The sequence below is a fragment of the Streptomyces sp. TE5632 genome (assembly GCF_054061295.1).
Genome location: NZ_JBSSEA010000003.1, coordinates 1431988 through 1449739 on the forward strand (window position 1 = coordinate 1431988; position 17752 = coordinate 1449739).

17 protein-coding genes and 1 pseudogene are annotated in these 17752 nt (G+C 71.1%); 10 read left to right on the top strand and 8 right to left on the bottom strand.

Translation table 11 applies throughout. The features are described from left to right. Window positions 1–40 precede the first annotated feature (40 nt). Window positions 41–706: a type II toxin-antitoxin system toxin DNA ADP-ribosyl transferase DarT gene (darT, locus tag ACVW19_RS11615; protein WP_457459013.1), complete on the bottom strand. Its 666-nt coding sequence runs from the start codon at window positions 704–706 to the stop codon at window positions 41–43. A 251-nt stretch (window positions 707–957) separates the two neighbouring features. On the opposite strand from darT, the gene ACVW19_RS11620 reads away from it, so the two are divergent. Further along, window positions 958–1281, top strand: coding sequence for a hypothetical protein (locus tag ACVW19_RS11620; RefSeq protein WP_457459015.1), 324 nt, complete (start codon window positions 958–960; stop codon window positions 1279–1281). Window positions 1282–1312: 31 nt separating this feature from the next. Here ACVW19_RS11620 and ACVW19_RS11625 read toward each other — a convergent pair whose 3' ends face one another. Continuing rightward, the gene (locus tag ACVW19_RS11625; RefSeq protein ID WP_457459017.1) at window positions 1313–1501 is read right to left on the bottom strand and encodes a DUF397 domain-containing protein; all 189 of its coding nucleotides are present in this window, start codon (window positions 1499–1501) and stop codon (window positions 1313–1315) included. Window positions 1502–1509: 8 nt separating this feature from the next. Next, a complete protein-coding gene (locus tag ACVW19_RS11630) occupies window positions 1510–2313 on the bottom strand; it encodes a helix-turn-helix domain-containing protein (protein WP_457459019.1) in 804 nt (267 codons plus the stop codon). 257 nt (window positions 2314–2570) lie between these two features. Here ACVW19_RS11630 and ACVW19_RS11635 point away from each other — a divergent pair, with 257 nt between their 5' ends. Next, window positions 2571–3005, top strand: a complete 435-nt coding sequence (locus ACVW19_RS11635; RefSeq protein WP_457459021.1) for an ATP-binding protein — start codon at window positions 2571–2573, stop codon at window positions 3003–3005. Between the two features lie 149 nt (window positions 3006–3154). Here the strand turns inward: ACVW19_RS11635 and ACVW19_RS11640 are convergent, their stop codons facing one another. After that, entirely contained in the window at window positions 3155–3589 is a 435-nt protein-coding gene (locus tag ACVW19_RS11640) for a winged helix-turn-helix transcriptional regulator (protein ID WP_457459023.1), read from the bottom strand. 130 nt (window positions 3590–3719) lie between these two features. On the opposite strand from ACVW19_RS11640, the gene ACVW19_RS11645 reads away from it, so the two are divergent. Both ACVW19_RS11645 and ACVW19_RS11650 read left to right on the top strand, forming a co-directional pair. Further along, window positions 3720–4598 carry an aldo/keto reductase family oxidoreductase gene (locus tag ACVW19_RS11645; protein ID WP_457459025.1) on the top strand — a complete coding sequence of 293 codons (879 nt, stop codon included), beginning with the start codon at window positions 3720–3722 and terminating at the stop codon, window positions 4596–4598. Between the two features lie 1114 nt (window positions 4599–5712). Further along, window positions 5713–5889: pseudogene (locus ACVW19_RS11650) on the top strand (Uma2 family endonuclease); the annotation flags it as partial. 64 nt (window positions 5890–5953) lie between these two features. Here ACVW19_RS11650 and ACVW19_RS11655 read toward each other — a convergent pair. After that, window positions 5954–6454 carry a hypothetical protein gene (locus tag ACVW19_RS11655; protein ID WP_457464900.1) on the bottom strand — a complete coding sequence of 167 codons (501 nt, stop codon included), beginning with the start codon at window positions 6452–6454 and terminating at the stop codon, window positions 5954–5956. 168 nt (window positions 6455–6622) lie between these two features. Here ACVW19_RS11655 and ACVW19_RS11660 point away from each other — a divergent pair, with 168 nt between their 5' ends. From ACVW19_RS11660 to rbsD, 5 genes are all read left to right on the top strand, one after another. Further along, on the top strand, window positions 6623–7711 hold the full coding sequence (locus ACVW19_RS11660; RefSeq protein ID WP_457459027.1) for a LacI family DNA-binding transcriptional regulator: 1089 nt from the start codon (window positions 6623–6625) through the stop codon (window positions 7709–7711). Further along, a complete protein-coding gene (locus ACVW19_RS11665) occupies window positions 7708–9276 on the top strand; it encodes a sugar ABC transporter ATP-binding protein (RefSeq protein WP_457459028.1) in 1569 nt (522 codons plus the stop codon). Before ACVW19_RS11660 ends, ACVW19_RS11665 begins: the two co-directional genes overlap by 4 nt. Beyond that, window positions 9266–11221, top strand: coding sequence for an ABC transporter permease/substrate-binding protein (locus ACVW19_RS11670; RefSeq protein WP_457459029.1), 1956 nt, complete (start codon window positions 9266–9268; stop codon window positions 11219–11221). Before ACVW19_RS11665 ends, ACVW19_RS11670 begins: the two co-directional genes overlap by 11 nt. Window positions 11222–11298: 77 nt before the next feature. Next, a complete protein-coding gene (locus tag ACVW19_RS11675) occupies window positions 11299–12201 on the top strand; it encodes a ribokinase (RefSeq protein ID WP_457459031.1) in 903 nt (300 codons plus the stop codon). Further along, a complete protein-coding gene (rbsD, locus tag ACVW19_RS11680; RefSeq protein ID WP_457459033.1) occupies window positions 12198–12587 on the top strand; it encodes a D-ribose pyranase in 390 nt (129 codons plus the stop codon). Before ACVW19_RS11675 ends, rbsD begins: the two co-directional genes overlap by 4 nt. Window positions 12588–13028: 441 nt before the next feature. On the opposite strand, the gene ACVW19_RS11685 is transcribed toward rbsD, so the two are convergent. The 3 genes from ACVW19_RS11685 to ACVW19_RS11695 are packed head-to-tail and all read right to left on the bottom strand — an operon-like array spanning window position 13029 to window position 16155. Then, window positions 13029–13859, bottom strand: a complete 831-nt coding sequence (locus tag ACVW19_RS11685) for a sugar phosphate isomerase/epimerase family protein (protein WP_457459035.1) — start codon at window positions 13857–13859, stop codon at window positions 13029–13031. Next, entirely contained in the window at window positions 13856–15007 is a 1152-nt protein-coding gene (locus ACVW19_RS11690; RefSeq protein WP_457459037.1) for a dihydrodipicolinate synthase family protein, read from the bottom strand. Before ACVW19_RS11690 ends, ACVW19_RS11685 begins: the two co-directional genes overlap by 4 nt. Further along, window positions 15004–16155, bottom strand: coding sequence for a Gfo/Idh/MocA family protein (locus ACVW19_RS11695; protein ID WP_457459039.1), 1152 nt, complete (start codon window positions 16153–16155; stop codon window positions 15004–15006). Before ACVW19_RS11695 ends, ACVW19_RS11690 begins: the two co-directional genes overlap by 4 nt. Before the next feature lie 312 nt (window positions 16156–16467). Between ACVW19_RS11695 and ACVW19_RS11700 the strand changes: the two genes are divergently transcribed. Then, on the top strand, window positions 16468–17514 hold the full coding sequence (locus ACVW19_RS11700; RefSeq protein ID WP_457459041.1) for a LacI family DNA-binding transcriptional regulator: 1047 nt from the start codon (window positions 16468–16470) through the stop codon (window positions 17512–17514). Window positions 17515–17752: the final 238 nt, after the last annotated feature.

The following is a 17752-nucleotide window of genomic DNA, read 5'->3' on the forward strand; positions in this document are numbered from 1 at the left end:
CGCCGTCCTTCCCTTGGGGGGTCCGACCCCCTCCGTCAACTCAGTAGTACCACTCACGTCTGACACTCACCGGGAGCCCGGCCCCCGCCTCTCTGAGCAAGCGATGCGCTTGTTGAGCATGATCATGATCATCAGCCCCGACCTCATGCAGGGCGGTGACCGGGAGGTGTTCGAGGACCAGAAGTTCAGCCATGCGGCGTCTCATCCGGTCACCGTCGTCAGCCGTGTTCGCCCAGTACCGAGCCGTCATGATCTCCCAGTCGACGGCAGTGGGCATCTCACCCAGCGTCGTGAAGTGCTGGGTGATCTCGTTTGCGCAGTTGCCGTCGCTGAAGACGAAGGGCCTTCCGGATTCCGCAACCGCACCCACGGACGTGACGAGGTAGACGAGGGGCGTCTGTCCCTCCCGGTACGTCGGCACGCCACCCCGGCTGATCACGTACAGCATGGGGGACCGCGGAGCGAAGTAGAACGGAACGTAGTCAGCTGGGCAACCGTACGGCGGGACGGTGATCCGTCGGGTGCGCCGTTCGGCCTTGACCTCCCTGTCCCCACACTCCAGCAGCACCCCTCCCCTGCTCTGCATGACGGCGTCCGAGACCAACTGCTTCTCGATAAGGATGTCGCGCAGGTTGCGTACGTGCGTGAAGTGGAAAAGTCGCCGTTCCCCAACGTTCGTCACGAGAGCCGAGTAGACCACACTCATGCACTCCCAAGAACAGTAGTCACGTCATCAACTAACCTTGTTCGACTAATGGTTGGATGACGACAGCCGAGTCCGACGGCAAGGCCGAGGGCGAGGCCGGCATGGGAGGACGCCACGGACGGCGAGCCGCCGTTCACCGGGGGCCGCCGCGGACTGGTTGGACATTGTTCGACGGGACCCGTGGGGCGTGACAGCCCGGACCCCGCCCGAGAGGCCGGAGTGGGTAGGCTTTCGCGAACCGACTCGAGCAGATGGCGGAGCCGCACGTGACGCGAGACCTCTACAACGTCCGGTTGCGTCCCACCGAGGCCGCTGCCGCACCGCTGACCGACGAGGAGGAGCAGCGCTTCCGAAGCGTGCTCTTCAGCGAACTCGGGAACGAGATCGCCGACCACGGCTCTGCGCGTTTCCCGGCGTACACGCCGGAGGACCGCCGCCGGCTCGTCGAGGTCGCACACCGCCTCACCGCGCACTGGGGGCAACAGGTGTTCGTCGAGGCCGAGGACCTGACACGCCTGAGGCTCTACCTCGCCGGATACGGGGAACGGACGCAGGCATTGCCGCCGCACCCCTGAGCCCCGTGTCAGCGACGGCCTCGCGTACGCGTCACAGCTCCCTCGCCGACTCCTTCAGGGCTTCGAGGAAGGGGGCGAAGGCGGTGGTGGGGAAGGTGAGGGTGGCTCGGGCGGGGGCCTTGGAGTCACGGACGGCGACGTGGGTGAGGGAGTTCGCGATCTCCACGCAGTCGTTGCCGTCGTCGGGGCCCGAGTAGGACGACTTCCGCCAGTTGTCCATGGAGTGCCTCACAGCTCTCTCTCCAGTTTGTCGATGAAGTCACGCGACCGTCCGGGGTCGAGCGACACGGCTTCCACCTTACGGAAGCGCGTTCGAAAAGCACCGAGCTGGGCTTCGGAGTCGATGAAGGCCGAACCATGGGGCACGTCACGCACCACCGTGTCCAGTTTGGGAACCGGACCGCCCACATAGGTCATGGCGCTCGCAGCTCTGGCGAAGCCGTCCAGGTCGAAGGGGATGACGCGGACGGTGACGTGATCCTCCTCGGAAAGCTCCAGGAGCTTGGCGAGTTGAGCCCGGGAGGCGGCACGGTCGCTGACCCTGATGCGCAGGGCGCACTCATGGATCACCAACTCATACGGGGTAGCCAGCTGCTGACGTCTCATTCGGTGGTGGACACGCAACTCAAGTTCCTCCCGGGCCAGTTCCGGCACCCTGGACGAGAAAACAGCGCGAGCGTAATCCTCTGTCTGCAGCAGGCCCGGCACATAAAGCACCACCACCTCACGCAGGAACGTGGCGTGGTGGTCCAGTTCCGCGAGGTCCAGAAATGACGTGGGCAGGAGGCCTCGATACTCCTCCCACCAGCCGCGTGTCCGGCCGGTGGCCATGGCGATCAGCGCATCGACGAATTCCTGGTCCGTGCAGGCGTAGTGGGACGCGAGGCGACGGAGGCGTTCCTCGCTCACGCCTGCGAGTCCGGACTCGATGTGGGTGATCTGGGTGGGGCTCACTCCGAGCAGTGCTGCCGCCTGCCGGGAAGTGAGGCCTGCCGCTTCTCGGAGTCTGCGCAGTTCAGTCGCCAGACGCATCTGACGTGCCGTCGGTTCGCGCCTCAAAGCTCTCGCCCACCCCTTGATCCAACGCGCCCGCAGACGCGACTCGTTCGGGGGCAGATTACGCGACCCGCCTGCCGCATCTCTACATTTAGACCTACCGTCAGTGACACAACGCACACCCTGTGAAGTCAAGGGCGCCGGAAGTGCACCGCTTCGCCCTGTCGTGACGCCTGCGGCAATGACACCGTCCCCCTCCCTCGAACCCCTCCCTCACCGAACGGAGTTGACGCATGCCCGAAAACGCATCGTGGGAGTACTCCCTCCACATCCCCAACGATCTCCGCGCCGTCACCATCAGTCGCCGCACCCTCCGGCTGATCCTGACCATGCACGGGCTGATCGGCCTCGTCGATGTCGCCGAACTGCTGGCGGCGGAGCTGGTGTCCAACGCCGTACGCCACACCAAGGGCCCCGCCGCCCTGCGCGTGCGCTGGTCGCCGCCGGGGACGCTGCGGATCGGGGCGTGGGACGCGGACCCCGAACCACCGGAGCCGCCGGTGCCGTTCGAGCGGGAGGAGTGGGAGGAAGAGGAATGGGAGTCGGGGCGAGGTCTGGCATTGGTTCGGGCCTGCGCCGACGTGTGGGGATGGCAGCCGCTGACCCGGGAGGGCGACCGGGGCAAGTACGTGTGGTGCGAACTGGCCGCCCTCCTCCAGACCGCCTGAGCGGTCTCGTTCGGATCAGCCGCCCGTTGTTCCGGCCGCAGGACCGGTCGCGTGTCCGGTCCGGAAGCAGCGGCTCGATCCGCCCACTGCGCGTCCCTCACGGTCGGACACATCCCAGCCCTCGGCCAAGACGGAGAACACCGTCCTCGCTAGGAAGCTCCTGCGTCGTGCTTCTCGCGGCTGGTGAGGACCTGGTCCATGTGGGTCTGCGCCCACTGCCTGAGCCCGCGTGTCAGGTGGTGGAGTGAGAGGCCGAGGTCGGTCAGCTCGTAGGTGACGGTGACGGGGACCGTGGGTGTCACGGTGCGGGTGAGCAAGCCGTCGCGTTCGAGGGCCCGTAGGGTCTGGGTCAGCATCTTCTGGCTGACGCCCGCCAGCAGCCGGGCGAGTTCGGAGTAGCGCATCGCTTTCGGGACGTGCGACGCGCCGGATCGTTCGGACGCGTCACCACCCAGTGCGCACAGGATCAGGACGACCCACTTGTCCGAGATCCGGTCGAGGAGCTGACGGCTGGGGCACACCGCCAGGAACGCGTTGTACTCCGTCTTGGCCTGTGCCCTTTTCTCGGCCTTCGTCGCTGTCACTGATCTCACTGCCAACCTCTGGGGTAGTTACGCACTTCAGAGTGCCTACTTCCCGATGGGAAGCAGGTCTCCAATGCTGGTGCAAGGGGGACGGAGACACCATCCCCGGCAAGAAACGAAAGGCACTGCGATGGAGACCGCCTTCACACCTCCTCTTCCCGGCGGAACCTGGAGGCTGGGTGACTCGACCGTCACCCGGTTCGGCTACGGCGCGATGCAGCTCGCCGGCCCGTGGGTCATGGGGCCGCCCGCCGACCACGACGGCGCCCTGGCCGTTCTGCGCGAGGCGGTCGGCCTCGGGATCACCCACATCGACACCAGCGACGCCTACGGACCGCACATCACGAACGAGCTGATCCGCGAAGCGCTGCACCCCTACCCGGAGTCGCTGTTCATCGCCACCAAGGTGGGCGCGACCCGCGACGCGCAGGGCGGCTGGCCCACGGCCCGGCGCCCCGCAGACCTGCGCCAGCAGGTCCACGAGAACCTCGACTCCCTCGGCGTCGAGGCCCTCGACCTGGTCAACATGCGCATGGGCGACGCCCAGGGCCCCCGGCAGGACTCGATCGCCGAAGCGTTCGAAACACTTGTCGCCCTCCGACAAGAGGGTCTGATCCGACACCTCGGCGTCAGCAACGTCACCGCGGAGCAGGTCGCCGAGGCGCGCGGCATCGCCCCGATCGTGTGTGTGCAGAACATGTACAACCTCGCCCACCGTCACGACGACGACCTCGTCGACCACCTCGCCGCCGACGGCATCGCCTATGTGCCGTTCTTCCCCCTGGGCGGCTTCACGCCGCTCCAGTCCGCGGCCCTCTCCCAGGTCGCGAGCCGGCTGGAGGCGACGCCGATGTCGGTCGCGCTGGCCTGGCTGATGCAACGCTCGCCGAACATCCTGCTCATCCCCGGTACCTCGTCCACCGCCCACCTGCGCGAGAACATCACAGGCGCCGGACTCTCCCTCTCCGACGAGGACGTGGCCGAACTGGACGGCGTCGGCCGTGCATGATCGGCCGGTGCGCCGGCCGGGGCCCCTCTTCCGGGCTCCGGCCGCGTGCCGGCGGACCCGTAAGTCGCCGTACTCCTCCGGCGAGTGGACCCACCGCGTCCCGGTCCCACGCTCGAAGGCGATCGCGTTGATCACCTCGCGGTGGCCACTCCGCCGACCACCCCGTCTCGGTGTCCGGCCCAGGAGCAACGGCTCGATCCGCGCCCCCTGCACGAAGCTCATGCCGACAACGTGGGCGAGCCTCACCGAGCCGGCCCGCACTCTGCCCTACGCCATCGCGGTCATGGGCGATACCCGGCAAGGAAAACCACTCGACGCCGCGGAGTGGAAGAGGGTGGCCGTGCGCACCCGTGTGCCGACCGGCGGCAAGAGCCCGGCTCAGCCACGGCGCCGTCGTCATGGCCCCGAGGAAAACCGCCCCCGGACCACCGAGTTCCTCAAGGGCGAGCTTGCCGTTCGAGCGGTTCGGCGGGTCCGGCGCACACCCCCGGCCGGATGCATGGCCGGCGTGGGTGGCGTGGCTCAGGTCCCGCTCCCTCACACGGGTGGGCCAGGTTCGTGGAGGACAGAAGGCCCGTCTCGGAAAGGCGCTGCCACGCTGTGCGCACACAAGCCTGTGCGCACAGGCGCCGCTTGCGTTCGTTCCACCCGCGGACACTGTCGAGAAGCCGCTCGGCTTCATGCACACAGCCCTTGTCGGGTTCCAGGATTGCCCGAGCTCCAGACGGTGTCCCCCTCGGGTGGTGCGGGGATTCTGCGTGGCCCCAGCGCCGCGGGCCGGAGACGGCTGCCTTGCCGGAAACCGTGAGCAGTCGGCGGGAATGTGTCACTTGGACGCTCGGATGAGCCATATCAGGACAGTAGTGGCCGAAGTGCTCACGACTTCGGGACGGTGCGTACTCCCCGGGGCGCGGACGGGCTCCCCGGCATCGCACACATCGAGACCGCATCCCGCGGACAGCCGAGGAAAACCGCCCGCACGAACAGCCGACCGCCCCGCCGAGCAGCGCCACCGATCCCGACCCGCAACGCCATCTTCAGATCCCTTGTACTACCCGGAGGGACGCCATCCGGCAGTTGCATTTTCTGTGGAAGAAGCACAACTCTGTACGCTTCGCCGTCCAACCCGAGCAACGACTACGACGAGAAGCCGGCCGACTGTCCGGCCATGGGCATCCCGCACTACATGATCGTCGACCCGTGCACCGGAACGATCCAGGTGCACTCCGACCTGTACAGGGGGCGCCACAGCAACAAGGAGCCGTACGTCTTCGGCGACTCGGTGCCGTTCGAGCGCGCCTACGGGTTCACCCGCCCGGCAGATGTGCAGATGCCGCCACCGCCCGTGCTCGTGATCATTCACGCAGGGGGTTCCGGTATCCGCGGCGGCGGTGGACAAGCGGTTCCGGGCATGCGACCCGCACCGGGTTCGCCGCTGCCCCCTCGCCGGACGACCGGCCGCCCGAGGACCACCCGACGCGGTCCGTCGCCGACCCGACCGGCGGGTCGCCTCCGCCGCCGGCGTGACGACCGACGCCTCCGAGGCGCTGAACCGCACCCCGACGCCCGGCCGCCCGCGGCCCACGCCGGTCGAGGCGTTCCGTCGCCGCAGCCCAGTGATCACGCGCTCCACCGGACGGAGCCCGGCCGCCCTCGGTCTTCGCCCGCCTGCGGCGCCGCAGTGGCGCCGTCGCCCACATCGTCAGGCCGACCAGGGACAGGATCGCCGCCCCTCCGACGACGGTGGATATCGCCGCCACGAGGAAGAGGGTGAGCGGCAACTCCGCCCCCGCCGGCTCCTCGCCCACCGTGCTCCCGCCCTGCTCCATGAACACCCCGACGCCGGCCGTGAGCAAGCGGTTCCGGTCCGCCGCGAGGGGTGCCGAGAGGGGGCGCCGACTGCGCTCCGCACCCCGGTCACGATTTGATGTCGGCCACCTCCACCCCCTTGTCTCCCTTCGTGTAATCGATTCCAATCCTTGGTGCACAGCCGGTGTAATCGATTCCACAAGGAGGTGGAGGCGATGGCGGGCATCAAGGACGTCGCCGCCGAGGCGGGCGTGTCCGTCGCGACGGTCTCGCGGGTCCTGAACGACCACGTGTCGGTCAGCGCGGCCGCGCGCGAGCGGGTGCTGGCCGCCGTGGAGAGGCTGGGCTACCGCCCGAACGCCGTCGCCCGGTCGCTGCGCACCCACCAGACCCGCACCCTCGGCCTGGTCATCAGCGACGTGATGAACCCGTACTTCACCGAGCTGGCCCGCTCCGTCGAGGAGGAGGCCCGCGCGCTGGGCTACAGCGTCATCATCGGCAACGCCGACGAGCGGCCCGACCTCCAGGACCACCACGTCACGACCCTGCTGGACCGCCGGATCGACGGACTGCTGGTCTCCCCCACCGACGGCGGCTCGCCCCGGATGCTGGACGCCGCCCGCGCGGGGACGCCGATGGTCTTCGTCGACCGGTGGATCCCCGGCGTGGACGTGCCCGTGGTCCGCTCGGACGGGCGGACCGCCGTGCGGGACCTGGTGGCGCACCTGTACGGGCTCGGGCACCGGCAGCTCGCGATCATCGCCGGGCCGGCCGCCACCACGACCGGGCGCGAGCGCGTCGACGCCTTCCGTGAGGCGCTCGGCGCGTACGGGCTCCCCCTCCCCGAGGCCTACATCGGTCAGGGCGACTTCCAGGCCGACAGCGGCCGCCGGGTCACCGAGGGCTTCCTCGGCCTGCCTGAGCCGCCCGAGGTCGTCTTCGCCGCCGACAACCTGACGGCGCTCGGCGCGCTGGACGCCGTCCGGGCGCGCGGGCTGCGGGTTCCCGAGGACATCGGGCTCGCCGCGTTCGACGACATCCCCTGGTTCGTGCACACCGATCCGCCGGTCACCGCGATCGCCCAGCCCACGGGCGACCTCGGGCGGGCCGCCGTGCGCGCGCTGGTCGACCGGATCGAGGGGCGGCCCGGTGAGTCCGTCACCCTTCCCGCCCGGCTCGTCGTACGCCGCTCGTGCGGCGAACCGGCCCCACGGCCCCCGGCCCCCCGGCCCCCGGCGTCCGAACCGCCGGCGTCCGAACCGCCGGCACCCATCCAGTCCCCCGTACAAAGGAGTACGTCGTGAGCAACCCGGACGAGTTGCTGCGCATCGAGGGCATCCGCAAGACCTTCCCGGGCGTGGTCGCCCTCGACAGCGTGGACTTCGACCTGCGCCGCGGCGAGGTGCACGTGCTGCTCGGTGAGAACGGCGCGGGCAAGAGCACCCTCATCAAGATGCTGTCCGGCGCCTACACCCCCGACGAGGGCCGCATCCTGGTCGGCGGCGAGGAGGTGCGCATCCACGGTGCGCAGGACTCCGAACGCCTCGGGATCGCCACCATCTACCAGGAGTTCAACCTCGTACCCGATCTGACGGTCGCCGAGAACATCTTCCTGGGGCGGCAGCCGCGCCGCTTCGGGATGATCGACCGCAAGCGGATGGAGGCCGACGCCGCCGTCCTCCTGGAGCGGGTGGGCGTCAAGGTGTCGCCCACCGCGCGGGTCCGCGAACTCGGCATCGCACGCCTGCAGATGGTCGAGATCGCCAAGGCGCTGAGCCTGGACACACGCGTGCTGATCATGGACGAGCCGACCGCCGTGCTGACCTCCGAGGAGGTCGACAGGCTCTTCTCCATCGTGGGCAGGCTGCGCGAGGACGGCGTGGGCATCGTGTTCATCACGCACCACCTGGAGGAGATCGCCGCCCTCGGCGACCGGGTCACGGTCATCCGGGACGGCCGGAGCGTCGGCCAGGTCCCGGCCACCACGCCCGAGGACGAACTCGTCCGCCTGATGGTGGGCCGGTCCATCGAGCAGCAGTACCCGCGCCGGAGGCCCGAGGCCGGGGACAGTCTGCTCCGGGTCGAGGGGCTCACCCGCGACGGCGTCTTCCACGACGTCAGCTTCGAGGTGCACGCCGGTGAGGTCGTCGGCATCGCCGGACTGGTGGGTGCCGGCCGTACCGAGGTCGTCCGCGCGGTGTTCGGCGCCGACCCGTACGACAGCGGGACCGTGACGGTCTCGGGCAGCGCGCTGCGCGCGCACGACGTCAACGCGGCGATGACGGCCGGGGTGGGGCTCGTCCCCGAGGACCGCAAGGGCCAGGGCCTCGTCCTGGACGCCTCGGTCGAGGAGAACCTGGGCCTGGTGACGCTGCGGTCGGCCACCCGCGCGGGCCTCGTCGACCTCAAGGGCCAGCACACCGCGGCGGCCCGGATCGCCGAGCAGCTCGGGGTGCGGATGGCGGGCCTCGGCCAGCACGTGCGCACCCTCTCCGGCGGCAACCAGCAGAAGGTCGTCATCGGCAAGTGGCTGCTCGCCGACACCAAGGTGCTGATCCTCGACGAGCCGACGCGCGGGATCGATGTCGGCGCCAAGGTCGAGATCTACCAGCTGATCAACGAACTCACCGCGGCCGGTGCCGCCGTGCTGATGATCTCCAGTGACCTGCCCGAGGTGCTCGGCATGAGCGACCGGGTGCTGGTGATGGCCCAGGGCCGCATCGCGGGCGAACTGCCGGCCGAGGGCGCCACGCAGGACGCCGTGATGGCCCTCGCGGTCGGCACCGGCGCGGACACCGGCACGGACGCCGGCGGCAAGAACGACGGCACCACCGACCAGACCGACAAGGAGGCCCCCCGTGGCCACTGACACGCTCAAGGGCGCGGGGGGCAAGGCCTCCGCCTCGGGCGGCCTGCGCCGCCTCCTGCTCGACAACGGGGCGCTCACCGCGCTCATCGTCCTCGTCATCGCCATGTCGGCGCTGTCCGGCGACTTCCTGACCGCCGACAACCTGCTCAACATCGGTGTGCAGGCGGCGGTCGTCGCGATCCTCGCCTTCGGCGTCACCTTCGTGATCGTCTCCGCGGGCATCGACCTGTCGGTCGGTTCGGTCGCCGCCCTGTCGGCCACCGTCCTCGCCTGGAGCGCCACCTCCGAGGGCGTCCCGGTGCCCCTGGCGGTGCTGCTGGCCGTCGCCACCGGCATCGCGTGCGGCCTGGTCAACGGCATCCTGGTGTCGTACGGCAAGCTGCCGTCGTTCATCGCGACGCTCGCCATGCTGTCGGTGGCCCGCGGTCTGTCCCTGGTGATCTCCCAGGGCTCCCCGATCCCGTTCCCCGACTCCGTCTCGCACCTCGGTGACACCCTCGGCGGCTGGCTGCCGGTGCCGGTGCTCGTGATGATCGTCATGGGCCTGATCACCGCGTTCATCCTCGGCCGGACGTACATCGGCCGCTCCATGTACGCCATCGGCGGCAACGAGGAGGCGGCCCGGCTGTCCGGGCTGCGGGTGAAGAAGCAGAAGCTGGCCATCTACGCGCTGTCCGGCCTGTTCGCCGCCGCCGCGGGCATCGTGCTCGCCGCCCGGCTGTCCTCCGCGCAGCCGCAGGCCGCGCAGGGCTACGAACTCGACGCGATCGCCGCCGTCGTCATCGGCGGCGCCTCCCTGGCGGGCGGCACCGGCAAGGCGTCCGGGACGCTGATCGGCGCGCTGATCCTGGCGGTACTGCGCAACGGCCTCAACCTCCTGTCGGTGTCGGCGTTCTGGCAGCAGGTCGTGATCGGCGTGGTCATCGCGCTGGCCGTGCTCCTGGACACGCTGCGCCGCAAGGCGGGGGCGACCCCGACCTCGTCCGGTGCGCCGGGCGGGGGCGACAGGAAGAAGCAGGCGGCGACCTATCTGCTCGCCGCGGTGGTCGCGGCGGCGGTCGTCGGCGCGCTGTCCTTCCTGCACAACGGCTCCTCGGAGACGAAGGCGCAGAAGGTCGGCCTGTCCGTGTCGACCCTCAACAACCCGTTCTTCGTGCAGGTCCGTGAGGGCGCGCAGGAGGAGGCGAAGAAGCAGGGCCTGGACCTGACCGTCACCGACGCGCAGAACGACGCCTCCCAGCAGGCCAACCAGCTGCAGAACTTCACCAGCGGCGGCCTCGACGCGATCGTCGTCAACCCGGTGGACTCGGACGCGGCCGGTCCCGCGGTGCGCTCCGCCAACAAGGCGGACATCCCCGTCATCGCCGTGGACCGCGGCGTCAACAAGGCCGAGACGTCCACGCTGGTCGCCTCCGACAACGTGGCCGGCGGCCGACAGGGAGCCAAGGCGCTCGCCGAGAAGCTCGGCGGGAAGGGCACGATCGTCATCCTCCAGGGTCAGGCGGGCACCTCCGCCAGCCGGGAGCGCGGCTCCGGCTTCGCCGAGGGGCTGAAGGACTACCCGGGCATCAAGGTCGTCGCCAAGCAGCCCGCGGACTTCGACCGCACCAAGGGCCTCGACGTGATGACCAACCTGCTCCAGGCGCACCCCGACATCGACGGCGTGTTCGCCGAGAACGACGAGATGGCGCTCGGCGCGATCAAGGCGCTCGGCTCCAAGGCCGGAAAGTCGGTCCAGGTCGTCGGCTTCGACGGCACGCCGGACGGCCTCAAGGCGGTCGAACAGGGCACGCTGTACGCGTCCGTCGCGCAGCAGCCGCGCGAACTGGGCAGGATCGCGGTGGACAACGCGCTGCGCGCCGCCGAGGGCAAGAAGATCGACGAGACGGTGATGGTTCCGGTGAAGGTGGTCACGAAGGAGAACGTGGCCGAGTTCAGCGGCTGACACCGACGACCACGACCGGGGGGCGGGCGGTCCGTGCGACCACCCGCCCCCCGGGCGACCATGTAGGGAGCCTTTCCATGTACGACTACGACCTGCTGGTCGTGGGGTCGGCCAACGCCGACCTGGTGATCGGCGTCGAGCGCCGGCCGGACGCCGGGGAGACCGTGCTCGGCTCCGACCTGGTCGTCCACCCGGGCGGCAAGGGCGCGAACCAGGCGGTCGCCGCCGCCCGGCTCGGCGCCCGGACGGCCCTGCTGGCCCGGGTCGGCGACGACGCGCACGGGCGGCTGCTGCTGGACTCGCAGCGGGAGGCCGGGGTCGACACGGTCGGCGTGCTGGTGGGCGGGGCGCCGACCGGCGTCGCGCTGATCACGGTGGACCCGTCCGGGGACAACAGCATCGTCGTCTCGCCGGGCGCCAACGGCCGGCTGACGCCCGATGACGTACGGGCCGCCGGGAGCCTCCTCCACGCCGCCAAGGTGGTCTCCACCCAGCTGGAGATCCCGCTGGAGACGGTGATGGAGGTGGCGCGTTCGCTGGCGCCGGGCAGCAGGCTCGTGCTGAACCCGTCGCCGCCGCAGCCGCTGCCGTCCGAGGTGCTGGCGGCGTGCGACCCGCTGATCCTCAACGAGCACGAGGCGAAGGTGATCCTGGGTGAGTCCTGCGTCAGCGAGGAGCCCGAGGACTGGGCGCGGCTGCTGCTCGCGAAGGGGCCCCGGTCGGTGGTGGTGACGCTGGGCGGTGAGGGTTCCCTGGTGGCCTCCTCCGACGGTGTCGCCCGCATCCCCTCCGTACCGGTGCGCGCCGTGGACACCACCGGCGCCGGGGACTCCTTCACCGCCGCGCTGGCCTGGCGGCTCGGCCTCGGCGACTCCCTGGCCGACGCGGCCTCCTACGCGGCCCGGGTGGGGGCGGCGACGGTCACCAAGGAGGGCGCGCAGGTGTCCTTCCCGACGGCGGCTGAGGTCGCGGCGCTGTGAGGAAGGACGGAATCCTGAACCGGCACCTCAGCGCCGCGCTGGCCGAACTGGGCCACACCGATCGGGTGCTGGTGTGCGACGTGGGCATGCCCATCCCCGCCGGGCCGCGCGTGGTGGACCTGGCCTTCCGGGCCGGGGTGCCGTCCTTCGCGGAGGTGCTGGAGGGGCTGCTGGCCGAGCTGGTGATCGAGGGCGCGACGGCCGCCACCGAGATCCGGCAGGCCAACCCGGCCGCCGCGGAGCTGCTGGCGGGCCACTTCCCCGACCTCGACCTGGTCCCGCACGAACGCCTCAAGGAACTGACGGCCGACGCCCGGCTCGTCGTCCGCACCGGGGAGGCCCGTCCGTACGCGAACGTGCTGCTGCGGTGCGGGGTGTTCTTCTGAACGTCCCGCACGCTTCGAGGGGGCCCTGTCCGTCGACCGGGCCCCCTCGGTTCCCTCCCCCTGTTCCCTCCCCGTCAGAACCTCTCGGATCCCCCCCGGGTCCCCCTCCAGAAGTCCTGACGCAGAGTACGACCGGTGAAGTGCGGGGAGGGTTGCACGGTCTCCCGGATTTTTTTCCCGCCCGGTTCCCCACGCTGTTCCCGGGCAGGAAGCAGCAGTCCGGTACACGTGGGGAGCCGTGTGGCGATGCCGGTGCCGGGCAAGTGGGGGTTGTGCCCTGCGGGGAAGCAGGGGGGAAGCGGGGAAGCAACGTGCGGTGCCGGACCGGACGCCGGCGTTCGCCGTCCGGTCCGGCACCGCACGCCGACGCATGCGACTCGTCGGTGTGGCCGAGGAGGCACCGGATGGGCAGCCCCCGGGGCGGGCAGCCCACCCGGTGCGTCACGCCGTGTGTTCCGCGAACCGTCGTGCGGTCTCCGCCAGTACCTCCCGCCCGTCGCGTGCCCACAGGACGTCGTTGAAGAGTTCCACCTCGATCGGGCCGGTGTAACCGGCCGCCTCCACGTAGCCCTTCCACTCGCGCATGTCGATCGAGCCGTCGCCGATCTGGCCGCGGCCGTTGAGGACGCCCTCGGGCAACGGGGTGGTCCAGTCGGCGAGCTGGAAGGTGTGGATGCGGTCCTGGGCGCCGGCGCGGGCGATCTGCGCGGGCGCCGTGTCGTCCCACCAGACGTGGTACGTGTCGACGGTGACGCCGACCTGCCGGGCCGGGAACCGTTCGGCGAGGTCGAGGGCCTGGGCGAGGGTGGAGACCACGCAGCGGTCCGACGCGTACATGGGGTGCAGCGGCTCGATGGCGAGCCGCACCCCGTGTTCCTCGGCGTAGGGGCCGAGTTCGGCGAGCGCGTCCGCGATGCGTTCGCGGGCGGCGCGCAGATCCTTGGAGCCGGCCGGGAGTCCGCCGGAGACCAGGACGAGGGTGTCGGTGCCGAGGGTGGCCGCCTCGTCCACGGCTCGGCGGTTGTCGGCCAGGGCGGCGGCCCGCTCGGCGGGGTCGAGCGCGGTGAGGAAACCGCCCCGGCACAGGGTCGTCACCGTCAGGCCCGCGTCCCGGACGAGCTTCGCCGCCGCCTCCACGCCGTAGGTCTGGACGGGTTCGCGCCACAGGCCCACGCCGGGGACGCCCAGGTCCCGGCAGGCGTCGACGAGTTCCGGCAGGGACAGCTGCTTGACCGTCATCTGGTTGATGCTGAAGCGTGCGAGGTCGGTCACGGGGTCACTCCGTACAGGTGCAGCAGGGTCCTCATCCGTTCCTCGGCGAGTTTCGGGTCGGGGAACAGGCCGAGGCCGTCGGCGAGTTCGTAGGCGCGGGCGAGGTGCGGCAGGGAGCGGGCCGACTGCAGGCCGCCGACCATGGTGAAGTGGCTCTGGTGGCCGGCCAGCCAGGCCAGGAAGACCACGCCCGTCTTGTAGAAACGGGTGGGCGCCTGGAAGAGGTGCCGGGACAGTTCGACGGTGGGGTCGAGGAGGGCGCGGAAGCCGTCCGTGTTCCCGGTGTCGAGCACCCGGACCGCTTCGGCGGCCAGTGGGCCGAGCGGGTCGAAGATGCCGAGCAGGGCGTGGCTGAAGCCCTGCTCGTCGCCCGCGATCAGCTCGGGGTAGTGGAAGTCGTCGCCGGTGTAGCAGCGCACCCCCTGCGGCAGGCGGCGGCGCAGGTCGACCTCTCGCCGGGCGTCGAGCAGCGAGACCTTGATGCCGTCGACCTTGTCGGGGTGGGCGGCGATGACCTCCAGGAAGGTGTCGGTGGCCGCGTCGAGGTCCGAGGAGCCCCAGTAGCCCTCCAGCGCCGGGTCGAACATGGGGCCGAGCCAGTGCAGGATCACCGGTTCGGCGGCCTGGCGCAGCAGGTGGCCGTACACCTCCAGGTGGTCCTCCGGGCCGCGGGCGGCGGCGGCCAGCGCGCGGGAGGCCATCAGGATGGCCTGCGCGCCGGACTCCTCGACGAGCGCGAGCTGTTCCTCGTAGGCCGCCCGCACCTCGGCGAGGGTGCCCGAGGCGAGCTGGTCGGTGCCGACGCCGCAGGCGATCCGGCCGCCGACGGCCTTCGCCTCGGCGGCGGAGCGGCGGATCAGTTCGGCCGCGCCCGCCCAGTCCAGGCCCATGCCGCGCTGGGCGGTGTCCATCGCCTCGGCGACGCCCAGGCCGTGCGACCACAGGTGGCGGCGGAAGGCGAGGGTGGCGTCCCAGTCGACTGCGGCGGGCGAGTCGGGGGTGGTGTCGGCGTACGGGTCGGCGACGACGTGCGCCGCGGAGAAGACCGTACGGGAGGTGAAGGGGGCTCCGGGGGTGAGGGCGAGGGGCTCGGTGCGGGGTTCGTACGTCCGCAACGACCCGTCCGACGCGGGGAGTCGGATGCTCACAGCGAGATCTCCGGTACGTCGAGGCGGCGGCCCTCGGCCGAGGACTTCAGGCCCAGCTCGGCGAGCTGGACGCCGCGGGCGCCGGCCAGCAGGTCCCAGTGGTAGGGGGCGTCGGCGTAGACGTGCTTGAGGAACAGCTCCCACTGGGCCTTGAAGCCGTTGTCGAACTCGCCGTTGTCCGGGACCTCCTGCCACTGGTCGCGGAAGGTCTCGGTGGCGGGGATGTCCGGGTTCCACACGGGCTTGGGGGTGGCGGAGCGGTGCTGGACGCGGCAGCCCCGCAGCCCGGCCACCGCGGAGCCCTCGGTGCCGTCGACCTGGAACTCGACGAGTTCGTCGCGGTGGACGCGGACCGCCCAGGAGGAGTTGATCTGGGCGATCGCTCCGCCCTCCAGTTCGAAGACGCCGTAGGCGGCGTCGTCGGCGGTGGCGTCGTAGGGCTTGCCGTTCTCGTCCCAGCGCTGCGGGACGTGGGTGGCGGTCAGAGCCTGGACGGACTTCACGCGGCCGAACAGCTCGTGCAGGACGTACTCCCAGTGCGGGAACATGTCGACGACGATGCCGCCGCCGTCCTCGGCGCGGTAGTTCCAGGAGGGGCGCTGGGCGTCCTGCCAGTCGCCCTCGAAGACCCAGTAGCCGAACTCGCCGCGCACGGACAGGATGCGGCCGAAGAAGCCGCCGTCGATGAGGCGCTTCAGCTTGAGCAGGCCGGGGAGGAAGAGCTTGTCCTGGACGACGCCGTGCTTGATGCCGGCCGCGTTCGCCAGCCGGGCCAGCTCCAGGGCGCCGTCGAGGCCGGTGGCGGTCGGCTTCTCGGTGTAGACGTGCTTGCCGGCCGCGATCGCCTTCTTGAGGGCCTCCTCGCGGGCGGAGGTGACCTGGGCGTCGAAGTAGACGTCGACGCTCTCGTCGGCGAGCACGGCGTCCAGGTCGGTGGAGACGTGCTCCAGGCCGTGCCGCTCGGCCAGTGCGCGCAGCGCGTGCTCGCGGCGGCCGACCAGGATCGGTTCCGGCCACAGCACGGTGCCGTCACCGAGGTCGAGGCCGCCCTGCTCGCGCAGGGTCAGGATGGAGCGGACGAGGTGCTGCCGGTAGCCCATCCGCCCCGTCACACCGTTCATGGCGATACGCACCGTCTTGCGTGTCACGTCGTTCCCTTCGTACGCGGTCCCCGCGCGCCGCGTACGCCCCACCCGTCACGTGTCGGCCGCCGCCGGCCGGGAGGGGCCGGCGACGGGTGACCGGTGACTGGTGAACGCCACAGCAAGCGCTTTCTATGTAGCTAGAAGCTAGCCTCTGAACGGCGGTCCGGACAAGACCACGGCGAACCCGACTTGTTCGAGGGGGCGAACAACGGAGCGTGGGGCCATAGGGTCTGCTCGACGGACGCCCCGGGAACCACGGCGGGGGAGCCCGGTGTGGACGACGACGAGACGACCTGCGCGACCGGAGGACGAGACATGACGGTGACCCTGGCGGATGTGGCGGCCCGCGCGCAGGTCTCCCCCGCGACGGTGTCGCGCGTGCTGAACGGGAACTATCCCGTCGCCGCCTCCACCCGCGAGCGGGTGCTGAAGGCCGTGGACGACCTGGACTACGTGCTCAACGGCCCCGCGAGTTCCCTGGCCGCCGCCACCTCCGACCTGGTGGGCATTCTGGTGAACGACATCGCCGACCCGTTCTTCGGGATCATGGCGAGCGCGATCCAGTCCGAGATCGGGGGTCCCGGCGGGCGTGCGGGCGGGGAGAGACTCGCGGTCGTGTGCAACACGGGCGGCACCCCGGAGCGCGAGCTGACGTACCTGACGCTGCTGCAGCGGCAGCGGGCCGCGGCGGTGGTGCTGACCGGCGGCGCCATCGAGGACGCCCCGCACCGGGCGGCCATGGACGCGAAGCTGCGCAAGCTGGCGGACGCCGGGACCCGGGTGGTGCTGTGCGGCCGGCCGCCGGCGCCGGACACCGGGGCGATCGCGCTGACCTTCGACAACCGCGGCGGCGGCCGGGAGCTCACCGAGCATCTGATCGGGCTCGGCCACCGCCGCCTCGGCTACATCGCCGGCCCGCGGGAGCGCACCACCACGCGCCACCGCCTCGAGGGGCACCGGGCCGCGCTCGCCGCGCACGGCATCGAGGAGGACCCCCGCTGGACCGTCCACGGCCGCTACGACCGCCGGACCGGCTACGAGGCCGCCCTCGAACTCCTGCGCAGGGACCCCGGGTTGACCGCCGTGGTCGCCGCGAACGACTCCGTCGCGCTGGGCGCGTGCGCGGCGCTGCGGGACTCCGGCCGGACGATCCCCGACGACGTCTCGGTCGCCGGTTTCGACGACCTGCCGTTCAGCATCGACGCGGTACCGGCCCTGACGACGGTGCGGCTGCCGCTCGCCGAGGCGGGGGCACGGGCCGGCCGGATCGCGATGGGCCGCGAGGAGCCACCGCCCGGGGACATCGCGTCCATCCGGGGCGAGCTGATGGTACGGGGGTCCTCCGGAGCACCTAGGGGGTGAGCGGACCGCAGGACCGCTCGGCCGCTCGGCCGCTCGGCCGCTCGATGTGTGTGCGGGGCACGTGGGGCGCGGGACGCCCGGCCACGCGGGCCGCGCCGGCACGCGCCGGCCGTGTGAGAGCGCGTCGGCCGGACCGCAGCGGACGCGGGACGCGTGGGGTGCGGGACGGGTCGGGCGCGGGGGCGCACCAGCCGCGTCCAGCCACGCGGGCCGCACCGGCCACGCCGACCGCGCCGGG